Below are 15,922 nucleotides of genomic sequence, written 5' to 3' on the forward strand. Positions count from 1 at the left end.
TCACGCCTCCTGGTGCAGCTTGGCCAATGCTTCGACCCGCGCCAGCACATCGGCGCGCGGAGCGCAGGATTTGCGGGTTTGCAGATCGACATGCAGCATGAACTGGTCGGAAGTGGCCAGAAGCGCACCGTCGCTCTCGCGTTTCATTTCGTGAAAGCAGCGGAGTTTCTTTCCTTCGCCTTGGGTCACGCGCGTTTCGACCCGGACACGCTCGCCAGCATGGGCCTCGGCCAGAAAGCTGATGGTGTTCTCGACGGTGAAATAGCTGAGACCACCCGCGATATAGTCGGCATCGGCCCCGACATGGGTCATCACCGCATCGGCGGCATCGCTGAAAAGCTGGCCAAAGCGCCCCTCGTTCATGTGGCCGTTGTAATCGGTCCAGTCGGCGGGGATCACCCGGCGGGCGCTCGTGATGGGCGGACCATCGGTGAGGGTGGTCTTGATCGTTTGCTGATGCGCGTTGATCAGCCGTCCCGCCGCATTGCCCTGTTGGCGCAGGGCGCGCAGCATGGCGACAAGGTTGTTGTCGCGCTTGCGTTCCAATTCGCGGATCGTCAGATGGCCCGATTGCGCGTCGGATTGATCGGCGATCATCTGGGCCAGCTCTTCGGTCAGCTCCGGCACGTCCATGAGTTTTGTCCAGGGCCAGGAGAGGCAGGGACCGAACTGGTCGATGAAATGTTTCATTCCCGCCTCGCCGCCCGCGATGCGGTAGGTTTCAAACAGGCCCATCTGCCCCCACCGCAGGCCAAAGCCGTAGCGGATGGCGTTGTCGATTTCCTCGGTCGTGGCGATGCCATCCTTGATGAGCCAGAGCGCCTCGCGCCACACGGCCTCGAGAAAGCGATCCGCGATGTGGGCGTCGATTTCCTTTTGCACATGCAAGGGAAAATGGCCGAGCGAGGTGAGAATATCCTTGGCGCGGGCGATGAGGGCGGGGGTATTTTTCTCTGTCGTGACCAGTTCGATCAGCGGCAAGAGATAGACCGGGTTGAACGGGTGCGTCACGACAATCTGCTCGGGCCGGGTCGCGCAGCCCTGCAGTTCCGAGGGTTTGAAGCCGGAGGTGGAGGAGCCGATGATCGCGGCCGGGTCGCAATGTTCCTGAAGGGTCTGAAAGACCTTGCGCTTGAGTTCCAGCCGTTCGGGCACGCTTTCCTGAATCCAGTCCGCGCCCTTGACGGTCTCGGACATGGTGGAGTGAAAGCTGAGCTTGCCCTCCGGAGGGAGGGCCACGTCATAGAGCATGGGCAGGGCGTGGCGGGCGTTGGCCAAGACCGCGTCGATTTTGCGCGCGGCCTCGGGATCGGGGTCGAACACCCGCACATCCCAGCCGTTCAGAAGAAAGCGCGCGGCCCAGCCGCCGCCGATCACACCGCCGCCGATGATTGCTGCTGTTTTCGTCATCACACCATGCTCTCCGTATGTCCGTCTACGGCCAGGATCTGGCCCGTTATCTTGCTTGCGGCGGGGGAGGCGAGGAAAAGCGCCATATCCGCCAGATCATCCGCCGTGACCCATGTGCGCAGGCTGGTGCCGCGCGCATAAAGGTTGCGCACCTCATCCTCGGTCCGGCCCGAGGCGCGGGCCTCCATTTCAACGACCCGTTCCATGCGCGGGCCTTCGACCGCGCCGGGGGCAATGGCGTTGACGCGCACGCCCGCCGGGCCAAGCTCCATCGCCAGTGTCTTGGTCAGCCCCACCAGCCCCCATTTGGCGGCTACATAGGGCGTGCGGTAAGGCACGCCGTGCAGGCCGGAGGTGGAGGAGGTGATCAGGATCAGCCCCGATCCTTGCGTCCGCATCACCCGCGCTGCCCACCGGCACGCCAGGAAGGCACCAAAGAGGTTGACGCCGACGCAGGCCTGCCACGCGGCGTAGTCCAGTTCCTCGATCCGGCCTGCGGGGCCGCCGGTGCCGGCATTGGCGCAGAGAACGTCGGCCCCGCCCCATGCGGCCTCGACATCGCCCAGAAAGGCGGACATCTGCGCCTCATCGGTGACATCGGCCTGATGCGCGATCATGGCGGGGTGGTCGGCCTGCATCCGCGCCACCGCCGCGCCATCGGCATCGCAAATCGCCACCCGGTCGCCGCGCGCGGCAAAGCGTTCGGCCAGGCACTGCCCGATCCCCGACGCGCCGCCGGTGATCACGATGCGCTGGCTCATCCGCGCGGCGCCCGTTTGGTGAGGCGCAGTTTCTGGCGGACTTCGGCGGGGGTCATGAGGCGCGCGCCCAAGCCCTCGATGATGCCCTTTGCTTTTTCCACGAGTTGCGCATTGGTGGCGAGAACGCCACGGTCGAGCATGAGATTATCCTCGAGCCCCACGCGCACATGCCCGCCTGCCAGCACCGAGGCGGCGACATAGGGCATCTGGTGGCGGCCCAGTGAAAAGGCGGAAAAGGTCCAGTTTTCGGGCACGTTGTTGACCATCGCCATGAAGGTGTTGAGATCGTCGGGAGCCCCCCACGGCACGCCCATGCAGAGCTGCACCAGCGCATCGGGTTCCAGAATGCCATCCTTGACCAGTTGCTTGGCGTACCAGAGGTGGCCCGTGTCAAAGGCCTCGATTTCCGGCTTCACGCCCAGGTCTGTCATCATCCGGCCCATGGCCTGCAACATGCCGGGGGTATTGGTCATCACGTAATCGGCTTCGGCGAAATTCATCGTGCCGCAGTCGAGCGTGCAGATTTCGGGCAGACATTCGGCAACATGGGCCACACGCTCGGTCGCCCCTGCCATATCGGTGCCCTTGGGCGAGAGGGGCAGGGGGGATTCGACATCGCCAAAGATCATGTCGCCCCCCATGCCTGCCGTCAGGTTGAGCACAACATCGGTGTCGCTGTCACGGATGCGGTCGGTCAACTCGCGAAAGAGCCTGGGATCGCGCGACGGCGCGCCGGTTTCGGGGTCGCGCACATGGCAATGCACGATTGCCGCTCCGGCCTTGGCGGCGGCAATCGCGCTCTCGGCGATCTCTTTGGGCGAGCGGGGGACATGCGGGCTTTTGTCCTGCGTGGCCCCCGATCCGGTAACGGCACAGGTGATGAAAACCTCGCGGTTCATGGTGAGCGGCATGGCATCCTCCGGTTTTGGTGTTGGCCCGAGCCTAGCGCGCTGGCAGATCGATTGAGTGTGCGGTATAAGACAATAATCATGCCGGAATGGACAAAATCATCAGGCGCCCCTGTGCGTATCGCGCTCCTGCTCTTTGACAGGTTCTCGAACCTGTGCCTTGCGAATTGTCTGGAGCCGTTGCGCGCCGCCAATACGCTGGGGCCGCGGCGCGGGTTCGACTGGCAGATTCTCACGCTGGATGGCGGGCCTGCGCGCTCGTCCAGCGGAATCGAGGTTCTGGCGCATGGCGGGCTGGGGGCGCTGACCCATTGCGATTACCTCTTTGTGCTGGCGAGTTACGATCACGACCGGCACGACAGCGCCGCCACGCGGCGCGCGTTGCAGGGCGCGGCGCGGCGGGCGGGGGTGACGGTGGGGCTGGATGCCGGTCCCTGGCTGCTGGCCTCTGCGGGGCTATTGGACGGACGGCGGGCGACGGTGCATTGGGACCTGCTCGATGCCTTTACCGAGCGATTTCTGGCGGTCACACCGGAACGCGCGCGCGTCCTGCGTGACGGGGCGCGGATGACCTGTGCGGGGGCGATGTCGGCGCTCGATCTCACGCTGGGCTTGATCAGCGATCATCTGGGGATGGCGGTGCGGCTGGACGTAGAGGCGCTGTTCCTGCATGGCGATCCGCCTGTGACCCCGGCGCGCGAGGATGCGGCGGTGGGCGATCCGCTCTTGCGGCGGGCGTTGGGACTGATGCGGGACAATGTCGAACGGCCCCTGTCGCTGAGCGATCTGGCGCGGCGGCTGTCGTGCCAGCCGCGCACGCTGGATCGGCGGTTTCGGGCGGGCCTTGGTGCGCCGCCGGGGACGGTGTATCGCCATCTGCGATTGGCAGCCGCGCGCAAGCTGGTCGAGAATACGCGTCTGGGTATGGCGGAAATTGCGCTGCGCTCGGGCTATGAATCGCCTGCGGCGCTGACCCGGGCGCTGCGTCGGCAATATGGCACCACGCCGCGCACCCTACGGCGCGGCTAAGGCGCGTCAGTCCTTCATGTGTTTCTCGCGTTTGGCGCGATAGGCGGCGATCTGCGCCTCGAGCCGGTCGGCATAAGCGGCTCGGTCGGCATCGGACATGGCGGCAAGATGCGTCAAGAGCACCTCTTGGCCCATCTCGAACCGTGCGGCAAAGCCGTCGCGTTGCGCGCGCATCTGTGCTGCCACGCGGTCCGCGTCGAAAGGCACGGCGCGCAGGTCGACCACGAGCGCGTCGAAACTTTCCCCGATACCGGGGCTCGTGTTTGCGCGCGCCCGCCACTTTTCGCGCATCGCGCGGCCAATCTCGCGGCGGTCCTCGTCCGAGAGCGCGCGGGTGAGCGGCCCGCCCACCATATCAAGCCGTGAGGGGTGATGCCCTGCGTGGTCGCCGCCATGGCGCAGCACCCAGCCTGCCGCCAGCCCCGCCACCGCGAGGTTGAGCGCCAGAGAGCCCACCAGAAGTGCCCGCACCCAAGGGTTGGGTCGCCCCGTGTTCTGCTGCTCTGCCATCAAAAATCCCCTGCCAGTTCGAACACCGCTTCGGGTGTGATATCGACCAGATAGGCCGCTTCGGCGCCACTTGACACGCCCTCGGGCAGCGCGGTGCCGATCCAGACGCCTGCCACGATCGCCGTTGTCAGCCCCGCCATCGCAGGCCATCCCCCCAATAGACGATAGAGTTGCTCCAGCAGTCCGGCGCGCGGCGCCTCCGTGGCGGCCTGCGCGCGGCGGGTGATCCAGACCTGTTCGGCCTCGGCATCGCTGAGGACGCGCGCCAGCAAGTCCGGTGAGGGCGCGGGGGAATGGGCGCGGGCGGCGTCAAAGAACGCGCCAAGCCCGTCTAGATCCTGATCCTTATCGCTCATCGGCATATCCCAACTCCTCTTGTCGCCCCGCCAGAAGCGCGCTGAGCGCGCGCTTGCCGCGTGAGGTCAGACTTTCGACCGCCTCGACGGTCACGTCCATGATGTCGGCGATTTCGGGGTTCGCCAACCCTTCGATATGGCGCAGAACCACCGCTTGCCGCTGCCGTTCGGGCAACTGGTCGAGCGCGGATTGCAGCGCGTCGGCGCGGGCGCGGTCCTGCATCTGTTCGGCGGCGCTGGCCTGCCCATCCTCGGGTTCGGGGATGGCGTCAATGGGCACGGAGCCGCCGCGCGCGCGCCTGCGCCGGTCGATGCAGAGATTGGCCACCACGCGGTAAAGCCAGGTGCTGACCTTGGCCTCACCCGCGCGCCAGACGGGGGCCTGGCGCCAGAGCCGCAAGAGCGCCTCTTGGGCCACATCCTCGGCCTCGGTGCGGTTGCCCAAGAGGCGGTAGGCATGTGCCATCACGCGCGGTGTAAGGCGCAGCGTGAGGATGCGTGCCGCCACGGCATCGCCATCGGCGAAACGCGCCAAAAGCGCGTCGTCAGGCAGATCTTCCGTGGCGTCGAATGGCATGCGCATTGCCTTCTAGGGTATCCTTCAGACTGGCCCCTGACCAGAGGCCCGGCGCGGGGTGTTCCCCGCGCCGCCCGATGTCACTCGCTTGCCTTCTTGTCCTTCATCATGCCGTGGTGCTGGCCATGTTTGCCGCGCATTTCCGTGAATTCCTCTTTGGAAATCGCGCCATCGCCATCCGCATCCATCATTTCGAACATCTTGCCCTTGTTGCGGGCCTGCATTTCGTCGGGGCTGAGCTTGCCATCCTTGTTCGCGTCATGCCGCTCGATCATGTGATCGGCATAGGCGGCCATGCGTTCGGCCTGACGTTCCGTCATGCGCGCGATCAATTCGTCCTTGGAGAGCGCGCCATCGCCATCGGTGTCGGCCCCTTCGAACCGCGCCTGCATATGGGCGCTCATTTCTTCGGGCGTGATCTTGCCATTGGCATCGGCGTCCAGCTCTTCAAAGCTGTGGTGCATGCCCATGCCCTTGCCCATCTTGCCCATATGGCTTTCGGCCTGTGCCACGCTCAGCCCGCCGGCCAGAATTGCGGTTGTCAGGCCCAGCATCAGAACGGTCTTGTTCATCGTCTCGATCTCCTTCGGGGTTTGATCTGATCTCGTGAAACCCCACTCATCCGGGCGTTTCCAAGGTCTCTAACGCGGGCGTCGGGCCGTTCCGTCGCGGGGGCCGGAATTATTTGCAGGCAGGAGTCCGTCTTTGCGACATCGCGCCGCAAGGACGGTCTGTCACCTTTCCTCTATCTGCCCTTTGCGCCATGTTTGCGCAAACGCTTAGCGAGGCCCTTATGCGCGATACGACTATAGTTCCCACTGAACGTGACCTCTGGCCCGCGCTGCGCCGGGGATTCGCGCGCAAATGCCCGAATTGCGGCAGTGGTCCGCTTCTGAGCAGCTATCTCAAGCTGCGCGATACCTGCCCGGTCTGCCGCGAAGACCTGAGCCATGCGCGCGCCGACGACGGCCCGGCCTATCTGACGATTCTGATCGTTGGGCATCTGATGGCACCGCTTCTGCATATTGCGTTTGTGCAGTTTCGGCCCGAGCCTCTGGTGCTCTTCACGATATTTGCTATTGGCACCATCGCGCTCTCGCTCTACCTTTTGCCCCGGTTGAAGGGGGCCATTGTGGCCTTTCAATGGGCGCGGCTGATGCATGGGTTCAAAGAGAGCCACTAGCCCCGTCACAAAGGGGCAAGCATGACCGTGATAGACAAGACCGCCATTCGCGACGCCGCGACCGTAATTGTATTGCGCGACCCTGAGCGCCCGCATGTCCTGATGGGGCAGCGTGGGGCCGAGGCGGCCTTCATGCCCAATAAATTCGTCTTTCCCGGTGGGGCGGTGGATGCGGGCGACGCGGATATTCCGCTGGCGCGCTCCCTGCCGCCTCTGTGTGCTGCGCGCCTGACCGAGGATTGCGACCGCGATCTGAGCCATGCGCTTGCCGCAGCGGCCATCCGGGAGCTGTGGGAGGAAACCGGGCTGGCGTTGGGCATGCCCGGTGCCTGGCCGGGGGCGGTTCCCGACGATTGGGCGGGTTTTGCCGCGCGCGGCCTGGTGCCGGTGGCCGATCCGCTGCAATTCGTGTTTCGCGCCATCACCCCGCCGGGGCGTCCGCGCCGGTTCGATGCGCGGTTCTTTCTGGTGCATGCCGAGGCTTTGGCCGGGGACCCCGACGATTTTTCCGCCGCCTGCGAGGAATTGAGCCATTTGCAATGGATCCCGCTGGAAGAGGCGCGCGGGTTTGACCTGCCGTTCATCACAGAGGTGGTGCTGGCCGAGGTCACGGCGCGGGCCCATGACCGCACTCCGCCCGCCTCGGTGCCATTCTTTCGCAATGATGACGAAGAGAGCCTGTTCTTGCGGCTGAAGGGGGCGGCGGCTGGGTGAACGGTGGGGGGCGCGTCCCCCTTGCGCGGAATCAAGGTGCCGCAGGCACCGCCGCGCGGCGCCCGACCGCCCCCCGGGCGGGCGCCATTGCAACGTAGCAACCTATTGAGAGCGCGGAATATTTTGCAGATATAAATTGCCCATCATTTCTGTTGGAGCGCCCTCCCGCGGTCGGGCCCCGCGCGGCTCAGCGCGAGAGGCCATAGCTCCTCACCTGAGCGCCACCACCGCAATCACCGAGAGGGTGATCAGCGCAATCCCCCACCCTTCGCGCCGGGTAATCCGCTCGCCAAAGAAGAGCACCGAGGCGAGCAGCGAAAAAATCACCTCGACCTGTCCCACTGCGAACACCATCGCCGCGTTTTGAAGCGTGAAGGCGGTAAACCAGCACAGGCTGCCCGCCATGCCGGTCAAGCCCATCCAGACCGCCGTGCGCCGGGCCGCGATGACACGCCCGACCTGTCCGGGTTCGCGCCACATCAGCCAGAGCGTGAGTGCGACGGCCTGCATCACCGTCACCATCATCAGCGAAAGACCGGCGCGCAAGAGCGGGTCCGCGCTGGCGATCTCAAGAGTGGCGCCGCGATAGCCCACGGCAGAGACCGCGAAGAACGCCCCCGATGCCAGCCCGAGTGCCGCCGCGCGATTGCCAAAGCGCCGCCACCAGCGGCCTTCGAATCCCGGCGTTTCTGACAGGATCAGCACCCCGATCAGCCCCAGGACGATGGCACCAAGGCCCAGCCATGTGATCCGGTCGCCCAGAATGACGAGACCGACGAGGGCGGTCTGCACCACTTCGGTTTTCTTGAAGGTGATGCCCACCGCGAAATTGCGCTCGGCAAAGAGGGCGACCACGCACCATGTCGCAAGGATCTGCGCCAATCCGCCGGCCACGGCATAGGCCCAGAAGAGCGGCGTATAGCCCGGCCAAGCGGTGCCGGTTGCAGCCAGATAGCCCAACGAAAGAGCCACAACGAACGGTGCGGAGTAAAAGAACCGCGCCAGCGTTGCGCCACCGGCGCTGAGTGCGCCCATGCTGAGATGTTTTTGCAGCATGAAGCGCAGCGTTTGGAACGCTGCCGCCGCAATCGAGAGAAATATCCAAGGCTCCATGCCGGTCACACGCCGCGCATGGGCGCAGGCGCGTCAGCCGCCAAACTGGCCCTCGTAAACCGGTTCCAGCGTCGGCGTGTCAAAGAGCGATGACACGCTGGTGCCGTTCCAGATGTTGAGGATAGCTTGGGCAAAGACGGGTGCCGTCGGGATGATGCGGATATTGGGCGTTGCGCGCACCGCCTCGGTGGGCAGGATCGTGTCGGTGATGACCATGGATTTGAGCACCGATTTCGTGATCCGCTCGACCGCCGGGCCGGACATGACTCCGTGGGTGGTATAGGCGTGCACCTCGCGTGCGCCGTTCTCCATCAGGACCTCGGCGGCCTTGCACATGGTGCCGGCGGTGTCGCACATGTCGTCCACGATGATGCAGATCTTGTCCGTCACATCGCCGATCACGGTCATTTCCGCCACTTCGCCCGCCTTTTCGCGCCGCTTGTCGACGATCGAGAGGGGGGCGGTGATCCGCTTGGCCAATTCGCGCGCCCGTGCCACGCCGCCCACATCCGGCGAGACGATCATCACATCGTCGGTCCGGCCCTTGAATTGCGTCATGATGTCGAGCGCAAAGATCGGAGAGGCGTAGAGGTTGTCCACCGGAATATCGAAGAAACCCTGAATCTGCGCGGCGTGCAGGTCCATGGTCAGCACCCGTTCAACCCCCGCCTCGACGATCATGTTGGCGACGAGTTTCGCGGAAATCGGCGTGCGTGCCTTGGACCGGCGATCCTGACGGGCATAGCCGAAATAGGGGATCACTGCGGTGATGCGTGCCGCAGACGACCGGCGCAGCGCATCGGCCATGATGAGCAGTTCCATCAGGTTGTCATTGGCCGGGTTCGACGTGGGCTGGATGATGAACATATCCTCGCCGCGCACATTCTCGTAGACCTCGACGAAGATTTCCTGATCGTTGAAGCGTTCGACCCGGGCATCGACCAACCCCACATTGACACCGCGATGCATCGACATCCGCCGGGCAATTGCCGTGGCAAGCGGCAGGTTGGCATTGCCCGAAATGAGCTTGGGTTGCGATGTGGCTGGCATGATGGGGTCCCCGGCTGTGCAATATGACAGATTCGTGATGTTGACACCGCTTAGCATGTGGTCATGCTCAGGCAAAGCGATGCAGCAAGGGAACGTGCCGAAATGGCTCATATCGACTATTATTTTTCGACCCTCTCCCCCTACGCCTATCTGGCGGGCGCGGGACTGGAGGAGACAGCGACACGTCATGGGGCCAGCATAACCTACAAACCGCTCGACATCATGGCGCTGTTTGCGCGCACGGGGGGCACGGCGCCTGCGGACCGGCATCCGGCGCGCACCGCCTATCGCGCTCAGGAATTGCCGCGTCAGGCCAAGAAGCGCGGCATGGCGCTGACGCTCAAGCCTGCCTTCTGGCCCACCAATCCCGCGCCCTCGTCCTATGCCATCATCGCCGCGCAGGCGGCAGGGGGTGGTGATCTGGGGGGGCTGGTGCAATCCATCCTGCGCGCCTGCTGGGCCGAAGAGCGCAACATCGCCGAGGATGAGGTCATTCGCGATTGCCTGAAACGCGCCGGATTCGATCCCTCCCTGGCCGACAAGGGTCTTTTGAGCGGCGCGGAAACCTATGCCTCCAATCTCGAAGAGGCGGTCGCGGCGGGCGTCTTTGGCGCGCCCTTCTACGTGGTGGACAGCGGTCAGAACTTCTGGGGTCAGGACCGGCTCGAGGATCTCGACCTGCATCTGGCGGGCAAACTCTGATCCCATGCCAGCGGGGCTGAGGGGCGGGTTTCCGACCCATTGGACAGAGTTGGGCAGCGGGTCGCGCCGCGCCCTCGCGATTCACTGCTCGCTGTCGCATGGTGGCAGCTGGGGGCCTTTGGCGCGCGAACTGAGCGGCACGCTGCGGCTGACGGCGTTCGATCTGCCGGGGCATGGGCAGAGTGGGGCATGGGCGGGCGTGGGCGAAATCCAGGCGGTCAGCACCGCGATGGCGGCGGATTTTCTCGACACGCCCACGGATGTGATCGGTCATTCCTTCGGGGCGACGGTGGCGTTGCGTCTGGCGGCGGAGCGCCCAGATCTGGTGCGCTCGCTGATCCTGTACGAGCCGGTGTTCTTTGCCGTGGCGCTGCACGATCAGCCCGGTTTACGCGCAGGACACGAGGCCGAGATGGCCGATTATGCGGCGGGCATGGCGGCGGGGGATTTCATGCGGGCCGCCGAAGGCTTCACCCGCGTCTGGGGCGACCGGCGGGGATGGACGGCGTTGCCCGAAGTGGCGCGCGCGGCGATGGCGGCGCAGATGCCGTTGATCGAGGCCGCAACGGATGCGCTCTATGGCGATTCGGGCGGGATGTTGGCGAGTGGTGCCTTGGCGCGGATTGGCGTGCCGGTGGTATTGCTGGAAGGGAGCGAGTCCCCCGCGATCATTGCCGCGATCAATGCGGGTCTGGCGGCGCGCCTCCCAGAGGTGCTGCGCGTGGTGGTGCAGGGCGCGGGGCACATGGGGCCGATCAGCCACGCGCGGGTGGTTGCAAAGGAGATTCGGGGATTTCTTGGGGAGATGCAGGATTGACACCTGGCATTGAATCGCGCGGCGGCGCTCCGCGCCCTGTGCCGCGCTGTGGCTAGATCAAATCACTGAGCGCCACAGCCTGACCCGGCGCATCGGCGAATTCGACCGCTTCGACATCGACCAGCACGACCGCGCCTTGCGGTCCCTCAAGGATCACCCGCGCGCCCTCGCGCCCGATCCCGTATGCGTCCCGCCCCCCCGGCAGGATTGCCAGATCGCGGCCTGCGCCACCGTGTATGCGGTCAGCGCCACCGTGACCCAAGAAGGTATCATCGCCGGCACCGCCCAAGAGGATATCAGCCTTGGTCGTCCCTTCAAGGCGCGTGCCCTGCGGCCCGGCGGTGCGCGTCACGCCCTGCAGGAACGCATCCGTTGGCCGCTCGGTATCCCACTGGGGCGCCACCGCATTTGCGCGCATCAGCGCGGCCCAGCGGGGGGTCGTGTCGTCGAGATGCCTGAGCGCGCCCCAACTGCCCCATTTCGAAGGGGCAGCCACATCGACGAACGCGTTGAAGAGCGTGCCGCCTGCCGCTGTCCACCCCTCCAGCAATTCGTCATAGAGCGCGCCCATTTGCGGGCTGTAGTTGAAGCCCACAAAGAACTCTGTCAGCGCGTCATTCTCGACCGCAGCGCCCTGACCCACCACATGCGTGCCGCCCTCATACATCACCAGCCGCAGGCCGTTCCGGGCGGCCACACCGGCGTGATAGGGCAGGGTGTCGCGCAGCAAGTCGCCCAAAGAGCCCTGTCGCAGCGCCTCGGCGGCCAGATCATAGGCCAGATCATGGCGATCCGCCGCAAGATAGGTATCAGGGTCCGCGCCGGTCTCGGCCGCCTTGGCGCGGGCGATGGCTGCGCTCGTGGCGATCCAGCCCAAGACGGTGTCTTGCTGATCCTCGCCGCCCAGTTCGTAGCCGAAATAGCCGGTGACGGCATAGGCATCAAAGCGATCGACCGGAGGCGCGGTCAGGTGCCCGTGCTCAAGCGCAAGAGGGGCCATCAACAGCGGCTCTTCCAGCCCCGGCCAGCCGGTATGGGTGCCCACAACGATCTGCAAGCGGTTTTCCTGCCCCGCGAACTCCGCGCGCCAGATGTCGGCCATTTGCGCCGCGCGCAGGCCCGCGAACTGCATCCAGGCGTCGTCGCCCGCGTCATCGCCCCAGAGCGCCAGCGCCTGATCGCGGACCCAAGCGGTCTGGGGAAACATGAAATTCCACAGCTCGTTGGAATATTCCACATGCGCCTTGAGGGCGGGGTCCAGATGGTCGCGCATATAGGTGGCAAAGGCGCGGATGTATCCGTCATCGGCCATATGCGGCATGTTCACCCAAGGGTCGGCCCCGATCTGGTTGGCGAGATCCGCCATCACCTCGACCGGCACGCCGCGCCAGACATAGGTGGCATCCTGCGGTAGGGGGCGATCCTGCCAAGTGACCTGCGGCGCGCCATTGGTGAACATCCAGTCCATGAAGCGGATCACGCGCAGGTCCGCCACCTTGTCGATCCAGAGCGGGTTGAAGACCACGCCAAGCTCATGCAGCGCCAATTGATCCTCGCGCACCACCGTAATGTTGCGTAGCGGATCGGCGGGATCGGTTTCCAATAGGCTAAGCGCCACCGGGCCATCGCCCGGCGTCACATCGAAGCGCACCTCGCGTTTGCCATAGTCATAGCGGACATTGTCGGCGCGCCCCACCACCCGGATCACGCCGGTGCCGGTGTAGCGCAGCACATAGCGGCCCCTCAGATGGGTGGCCCCCTCGGGCTGGTCCGTCAGGATGAACGCCTCCAGCGCCTTGGCCCCGTCGGGCAGCGCGAGCGGCCAGCCGTATTCGTCGAGATAGCCGCCCGCCAGAAGCGCCTCGGTCGAAAACGCGCCCCATTGAGCGGCGGTATGGCCGACCCAGGGGCGTGCGGTCTTCATCACATCCACGAAAGGATGCTGGCTCGACCAGTCCGCGATGCCGTTCAGCCCCATGCCGAGGCTGGGGTTTGCGAGGCCTGCGCCGGGGGGCGTCATGGCCTCTGCGCTGGCCTCTTGCGCGGGGGGCGGCGCCGCCGCCGCGTCGCGCAGGCCAAGGGCCTGGGCGATTTCCTCGGTCAGGCGCGGGTAGAGGTCGCGCACCAGCGGGTGCAGGGTTTCGGGCAGATCGAACCCCGCCGGGGCCGGACCCTCGAATAGCGCGGTATAGGTGACGAGGGCGGCCAGAAAATACTGCGTGGCCGTGCCGTGCGGCGCGTCATCGGAATAGAGCGCCTCGACGGGGATTTCCTCCAAAAGGCCGGTTTGCAGGCCTGAGAGCACGGAGGACACCGGCAAAAGCGTGATCTCGACATCCGGCCGCGCGGCCTGCAACGCCGATACATAGGCGCGGAACCAGTCGTGATAATCGCTGAGCGCATAGCCATACCAGCGCCGCAGGTTGCGGTTCGAGGGGGGGAAGCCCCGGCTAAAGCTGCCCATGTCGGGCCAGCCTTCGTAAATCACGATGCGCGCGCCGGGCCACTCCGCCAGTGCACGGTCGATCACGTCGAGTGTCACCGACACCGGGCTGGCATTGGTGGGATTGTCGCCCTCGAAGGCTGCATCAGGCGATTGATATTGAATGAAATTCGCGGGTGTGATCAGCACGGTATCGGCGGCGCCGCGTCGCGCGCTCACGCCCTCGAAGGACCAGTTGGGTGCCACGCCCTGCGCCGCGAAATCCCGCAAGAATCCCCATTGCCCGGTGAGCGCCAGATCGCGCCCGCCCGCTCGCGCCAGACGCGCCAGCCAATGGGGCACATTGGTGGCCGGATCGTCGCTGAGGTGATGCACCAGCGAATTGCCAAAGACATGCACCGAGAGCGCCGCGCGATCGGCCTGCGCCGGGCCAGTGCCCAGAGCGCCCATGATGACAAGCGCCCCGATGAGGCCAATCAGATGTCGCACGGTTCGTTCCCCCTGTCTTTGCCCCAATATAGAGGCGGGGGGCGCGTCTTGCCACTCTCTGCGGTGGTATGGGGAAGGGGAGAAATTTTGAGTATTTGCACCAAGAAGAAGGCAAGGTTCTTCACTTCCTGCTTTGCCTGCGAAACGGGATCGGGCAAAAGAAGGCATGACGCCCGACGATATGGTTCTTACCCCTCTTGGCCTGCGGTTTCGCGGGCGGCGCTATCCCTGCACCTTGGGGCGTGGCGGCGTGTCGGCGCGCAAGCGCGAGGGGGATGGGGCGACGCCGGAGGGCGAGCATCGCATCGTCGGCCTCTTGTATCGACCGGACCGCATGGCGCGACCCGCAGATTGGGCGGTGCCGATCCGGCCCGGTGATCTGTGGTCGGATGACGCGGGCGATGAGAATTACAACCTGATGGTGCGCGCGCCCTATCCGCATAGCCACGAGGTGTTGCGCCGCGCCGATCCGCTCTATGATCTGGTGCTGATCACCGATTGGAACTGGCCGCAGGCGGTGCGGGGGCGCGGATCGTGCATCTTTGTTCACCGCTGGCGGCGGCCGGGCTATCCCACGGCCGGTTGTATCGGGCTGCGCCCTGACCATCTGCTGCGCATCGCGCGTGAGATCACATATGGTGCGCGGTTGATTGTGCCGCCGCGCTGAGACCTATTCAGGATATTTACGCGTCGCGGTGGCGCGGGCCAGAACCTTTTTGTCGGCGCGCGCCGTGGCGGTCCAGTCATAGGTATGTACACCCCCCGGGGGGCAGGGGCTTTTGTATTTGAAGGCGCCGAACGGTAATTTTCCGTCACTTCCGATCTTCAGGCGGCCGCCGCCATGGTTGTAATTGGGCGCGTTGCGATCCTTGAGCCTGAATTCGATCCACGTGGTTCCTGCGGGAACGCCGCGCAGAACAAAGGCGGGGCTGCCGACGGTATTGGGTCTGCCCGAGTTGCAGGATGGAATGTTGCCCCACTCAAAGGAAATCGTGAATTCTGCGGCGGCCGTGGTTGCGGACAGCGCGAGCGCGGCAAGGGAGAGGGAAAAAAGGCGCATGGGAATTTCACTCCAGATGAATGACTATCTGAAATGCTAGACGAACTTGTCCGGTCTGGCAAATTTCCAATGCCCTTGTCTTAGCCGTAATCGCGTTCGCCAAAAATGGCCGAGCCCACGCGGACATGCGTGGCACCTTGGGCAATCGCGCGCTCGAAATCGCCGCTCATGCCCATGGAGAGGCCCGAAAGCCCGTTGCGCGCCGCCATTTTCGCCAGAAGTGCGAAATGCAAGGAGGGTTCCTCTTCGACCGGGGGGATGCACATCAGCCCCTTGATCGGCAGATCGAGCGCGTGGCATTCCGCCACGAAGCCGTCCACATCGCCGGGCAAAACGCCTGCCTTTTGCGGCTCTTCGCCGGTGTTGACCTGCACGAAGAGGTCGGGACAGTGCCCCATTTCCTGTGCCAGGCGCGCGATGGCCTGCGCGATCTTGGGGCGGTCGACGGAATGGATGGCCTGAAACATCTCCATTGCCTGTCGGGCCTTGTTGCTCTGCAGGGGGCCGATGAGGTGCAGGATGATGCCGGAATAGCACTCTTGAAAGGCGGGCCAGCGGCCGGCCGCCTCTTGCACGCGGTTCTCGCCAAAGATCCGGTGTCCCTGGTCGAGAACGCTGGCGACGCGGTCCTCTGGCTGCACCTTGGAGACGGCGATCAATTCCACATCCCCCGGAGCGCGCCCTGCGGCGGCGCAGGCCTTGTCCATCCGTGCCCTGATTTCGCTCAGACCCATGACCGTCCTCTTTCATTGCCTTGGCTCTTGCATGCCACAGGGGCCGCACCCGGCACAAGTGCGCGA

The 15,922-nt window shown here is 65.0% G+C and carries 18 protein-coding genes; 6 read left to right on the forward strand and 12 right to left on the reverse strand.

Going from position 1 to position 15,922, the window contains the following annotated elements:
• The 3 genes from MVC20_RS15475 to MVC20_RS15485 are packed head-to-tail and all read right to left on the reverse strand — an operon-like array spanning position 1 to position 3,082.
• Entirely contained in the window at positions 1–1,410 is a 1,410-nt protein-coding gene (locus MVC20_RS15475) for a carnitine 3-dehydrogenase (protein WP_297542980.1), read from the reverse strand.
• Positions 1,410–2,171 carry an SDR family oxidoreductase gene (locus tag MVC20_RS15480; RefSeq protein ID WP_297542982.1) on the reverse strand — a complete coding sequence of 254 codons (762 nt, stop codon included), beginning with the start codon at positions 2,169–2,171 and terminating at the stop codon, positions 1,410–1,412. Before MVC20_RS15480 ends, MVC20_RS15475 begins: the two co-directional genes overlap by 1 nt.
• On the reverse strand, positions 2,168–3,082 hold the full coding sequence (locus MVC20_RS15485) for a 3-keto-5-aminohexanoate cleavage protein (RefSeq protein WP_297542984.1): 915 nt from the start codon (positions 3,080–3,082) through the stop codon (positions 2,168–2,170). The genes MVC20_RS15480 and MVC20_RS15485 overlap by 4 nt, the downstream gene beginning before the upstream one ends.
• A gap of 78 nt (positions 3,083–3,160) precedes the next feature.
• Here MVC20_RS15485 and MVC20_RS15490 point away from each other — a divergent pair, with 78 nt between their 5' ends.
• Positions 3,161–4,108: a GlxA family transcriptional regulator gene (locus MVC20_RS15490; RefSeq protein ID WP_297542986.1), complete on the forward strand. Its 948-nt coding sequence runs from the start codon at positions 3,161–3,163 to the stop codon at positions 4,106–4,108.
• A 6-nt stretch (positions 4,109–4,114) separates the two neighbouring features.
• Here MVC20_RS15490 and MVC20_RS15495 read toward each other — a convergent pair whose 3' ends face one another.
• The 4 genes from MVC20_RS15495 to MVC20_RS15510 all read right to left on the reverse strand — a co-directional run bounded on the left by MVC20_RS15495 (position 4,115) and on the right by MVC20_RS15510 (position 6,123).
• Entirely contained in the window at positions 4,115–4,618 is a 504-nt protein-coding gene (locus tag MVC20_RS15495) for a periplasmic heavy metal sensor (RefSeq protein WP_297542988.1), read from the reverse strand.
• A complete protein-coding gene (locus MVC20_RS15500; protein ID WP_297542990.1) occupies positions 4,618–4,980 on the reverse strand; it encodes a hypothetical protein in 363 nt (120 codons plus the stop codon). The genes MVC20_RS15495 and MVC20_RS15500 overlap by 1 nt, the downstream gene beginning before the upstream one ends.
• Positions 4,964–5,557 carry an RNA polymerase sigma factor gene (locus MVC20_RS15505; protein ID WP_297542992.1) on the reverse strand — a complete coding sequence of 198 codons (594 nt, stop codon included), beginning with the start codon at positions 5,555–5,557 and terminating at the stop codon, positions 4,964–4,966. Before MVC20_RS15505 ends, MVC20_RS15500 begins: the two co-directional genes overlap by 17 nt.
• A 74-nt stretch (positions 5,558–5,631) precedes the next feature.
• Positions 5,632–6,123, reverse strand: coding sequence for an EF-hand domain-containing protein (locus MVC20_RS15510; RefSeq protein ID WP_297542994.1), 492 nt, complete (start codon positions 6,121–6,123; stop codon positions 5,632–5,634).
• Between the two features lie 221 nt (positions 6,124–6,344).
• Between MVC20_RS15510 and MVC20_RS15515 the strand changes: the two genes are divergently transcribed.
• Complete coding sequence (locus tag MVC20_RS15515) at positions 6,345–6,734, forward strand: DUF983 domain-containing protein (RefSeq protein ID WP_297542996.1); 390 nt, start codon at positions 6,345–6,347, stop codon at positions 6,732–6,734.
• A 21-nt stretch (positions 6,735–6,755) separates the two neighbouring features.
• Positions 6,756–7,448 carry an NUDIX hydrolase gene (locus MVC20_RS15520; RefSeq protein WP_297542998.1) on the forward strand — a complete coding sequence of 231 codons (693 nt, stop codon included), beginning with the start codon at positions 6,756–6,758 and terminating at the stop codon, positions 7,446–7,448.
• A gap of 210 nt (positions 7,449–7,658) precedes the next feature.
• Here MVC20_RS15520 and MVC20_RS15525 read toward each other — a convergent pair whose 3' ends face one another.
• Positions 7,659–8,561, reverse strand: coding sequence for an EamA family transporter (locus MVC20_RS15525; protein ID WP_297543077.1), 903 nt, complete (start codon positions 8,559–8,561; stop codon positions 7,659–7,661).
• Between the two features lie 33 nt (positions 8,562–8,594).
• Positions 8,595–9,611, reverse strand: coding sequence for a ribose-phosphate pyrophosphokinase (locus MVC20_RS15530; RefSeq protein ID WP_297543000.1), 1,017 nt, complete (start codon positions 9,609–9,611; stop codon positions 8,595–8,597).
• Between the two features lie 102 nt (positions 9,612–9,713).
• On the opposite strand from MVC20_RS15530, the gene MVC20_RS15535 reads away from it, so the two are divergent.
• Complete coding sequence (locus MVC20_RS15535) at positions 9,714–10,313, forward strand: 2-hydroxychromene-2-carboxylate isomerase (protein ID WP_297543002.1); 600 nt, start codon at positions 9,714–9,716, stop codon at positions 10,311–10,313.
• Between the two features lie 4 nt (positions 10,314–10,317).
• Positions 10,318–11,130, forward strand: a complete 813-nt coding sequence (locus tag MVC20_RS15540) for an alpha/beta hydrolase (RefSeq protein WP_297543004.1) — start codon at positions 10,318–10,320, stop codon at positions 11,128–11,130.
• Positions 11,131–11,182: 52 nt separating this feature from the next.
• On the opposite strand, the gene MVC20_RS15545 is transcribed toward MVC20_RS15540, so the two are convergent.
• Positions 11,183–14,062: a calcium-binding protein gene (locus MVC20_RS15545; protein WP_297543006.1), complete on the reverse strand. Its 2,880-nt coding sequence runs from the start codon at positions 14,060–14,062 to the stop codon at positions 11,183–11,185.
• A gap of 166 nt (positions 14,063–14,228) precedes the next feature.
• Between MVC20_RS15545 and MVC20_RS15550 the strand changes: the two genes are divergently transcribed.
• Complete coding sequence (locus tag MVC20_RS15550; RefSeq protein WP_297543008.1) at positions 14,229–14,729, forward strand: L,D-transpeptidase family protein; 501 nt, start codon at positions 14,229–14,231, stop codon at positions 14,727–14,729.
• A gap of 3 nt (positions 14,730–14,732) precedes the next feature.
• On the opposite strand, the gene MVC20_RS15555 is transcribed toward MVC20_RS15550, so the two are convergent.
• A complete protein-coding gene (locus MVC20_RS15555) occupies positions 14,733–15,122 on the reverse strand; it encodes a hypothetical protein (RefSeq protein WP_297543009.1) in 390 nt (129 codons plus the stop codon).
• A gap of 80 nt (positions 15,123–15,202) precedes the next feature.
• Positions 15,203–15,856: a YggS family pyridoxal phosphate-dependent enzyme gene (locus MVC20_RS15560; protein WP_297543011.1), complete on the reverse strand. Its 654-nt coding sequence runs from the start codon at positions 15,854–15,856 to the stop codon at positions 15,203–15,205.
• Positions 15,857–15,922 lie beyond the last annotated feature (66 nt).

Origin of the sequence: Roseovarius sp. (assembly GCF_027019125.1) — a bacterium.
In the GTDB taxonomy this organism is placed as follows: Bacteria; Pseudomonadota; Alphaproteobacteria; order Rhodobacterales; family Rhodobacteraceae; genus Roseovarius.